General features: G+C 56.9%; 2 protein-coding genes. Both read right to left on the bottom strand.

The features are described 5' to 3' along the window. Window positions 1-129: 129 nt before the first annotated feature. Window positions 130-399: a hypothetical protein gene (locus tag J7392_RS24060; RefSeq protein ID WP_088636303.1), complete on the bottom strand. Its 270-nt coding sequence runs from the start codon at window positions 397-399 to the stop codon at window positions 130-132. Between the two features lie 15 nt (window positions 400-414). Beyond that, entirely contained in the window at window positions 415-1,761 is a 1,347-nt protein-coding gene (locus J7392_RS24055) for an ISNCY family transposase (protein WP_168613405.1), read from the bottom strand. Window positions 1,762-1,844: the final 83 nt, after the last annotated feature.

The raw sequence follows: 1,844 nt of genomic DNA, 5'->3' as shown, positions 1-1,844 counted from the left end.
TGTAAACACCATTCAGAAATGTCACTGGGTTTGCAAAGCAGGAATGTCACTACTGGCGCGACGGTAGCAAGGCTTTGCAGCCCGGAGACCCCACATATCGAAGGGCTGAAAAGCCTTGCGGGGATTGGCTTAGAGACCCAGCTTCCGTTGTTCGGTCTGATTGTAGAATGCTCTGACGCCGTCTTCGCGCACGATCTTTTCAAAGGCACGCCACGCAAGGACATCACCAAAGAAGGGCGGATTGTCTGAAATCGTCAACGTGCCGAATTGGTTCTCAACTGACAGGATCCAGCCGGGATCGATGCTGGTCTTGTAAATCTCGACGTCAAAGTGATGCCCGTCGATGGTGACGGTCTGGGTGTATTCGGAAAAGATGATCTCTGGCTCGTCCTCAGTCATACCGTCGATTTTGGCCTATTCCGCCGCCTGCGCAATCTTCTTCTTGGCTTTCGACCCTGAGGGCCTGCCAGGACGCCGCCCATTCGGTTTATAACCCATCTTCTCGGAATTTGTCCGCACCTTCGGCTTTGGCGGCGCGGCGTCCTGCATCTCCTTGATGTGTTCCAGAACTGCGCTCAGGTTTTTGTTGCTGGTGATTGCCGCATGGGTGACGCGCTGATCCATGTCGAAGACTGTGTAGGGCAGGGAGCGGCCTTTGGAGCGGACCTCGAACCGGCCATCAACAAAGGCGTAGGTGTCCACGTATTTGCCAACCAGCCCGCGCGTGATGTCACTCTCTTCGAGCATGATCCGCTTGCGGTCGTAGGAGAACGTTAACTGCCTGCCGACATAGCGGTTCTCGCGCCAGCACAGCACATCTGCCAGCCGATCCGGCTCGACATTGAGCGCGCGATGCAGGTTGTCCGACCTGGCCGGGGCCTTGGCGAACCTGGCGTTGTGGCGGTCTTTGAAGCCTTGCAAATAGGCGTTTCCAGCTTCCATGTCTGAAATGCCCGCGATGCGCAGTTCCTTGACCAGCCGATCCTGCAACGTGCGGTTGGCGCGTTCGACACGGCCTTTGGCCTGGCTCGAATTGGCGCAGAGAATCTCGATGTTCAGCTCACTCAGCGCCCGACCAAACTGGGTGATCCGCGCACCACCCTTGGCGTCCTCTTTGGAGACACGGAACACCGTGTGCTTGTCAGAATAGAACGCGACCGGGCGACCGTGTTTGTGCAGATAGCTTTCCAAAGCTTCAAAGTAGCTGAACGTGCTCTCTGACTTCACAAACCGCAGTTCCATGAGCGTGCTGGTCGCGTCATCAATGAACACAAGCAGGGTGCAAGGTGGTGCGCGGTCTTCAAACCAGCGATGGTCCGAGCCGTCGATCTGGATCAGCTCACCGAAGCATTCCCGGCGCAGGCGAGGTTGATGAAACTGGCGGCGCTGCTTGCGAGACAGCCAGATGCCATCTTCAACCATCCACTTGCGCACCGTCTCACGCGAGACCTTTAACCCATGATGTTCGGCCAACATCTCAGCCGCAAGCGTCGGCCCGAAGTCCGGATAATGTTCCTTGATGACGGTCAGCGCATAATCGCGTTTGGCTGAGTGGATTTGGTTGTTCGGCGCGCGCCCACGCGACTTATGCCGGATCGCTGAGGCGCCGTCCTGGCGGTATCGCTTTAAAAGCCGAAACACTTGCCGCCGTGTCAGATCCAACATGTTCGCCGCATTAGCTACCGTCAGCCGACCATCGTCGACCTGCGCCAAAACCTCAACGCGGTTCAACTCGCGCTCACTCATCGTCACCCATCCCATGTCCACTAATCCTCGCTACCGTATGCAAGGAGAGTGACACTTCTGCTTTGCCGATGGGTGACATTACTGCTTTGCGGCTACAG

Source organism: Sulfitobacter sp. R18_1 (assembly GCF_017743915.1).
Taxonomy (GTDB): Bacteria; Pseudomonadota; Alphaproteobacteria; order Rhodobacterales; family Rhodobacteraceae; genus Sulfitobacter; species Sulfitobacter faviae.
The sequence above is the reverse complement of the archived record's forward strand: the minus strand, read 5'-3'. Positions and strand labels throughout refer to the sequence as shown.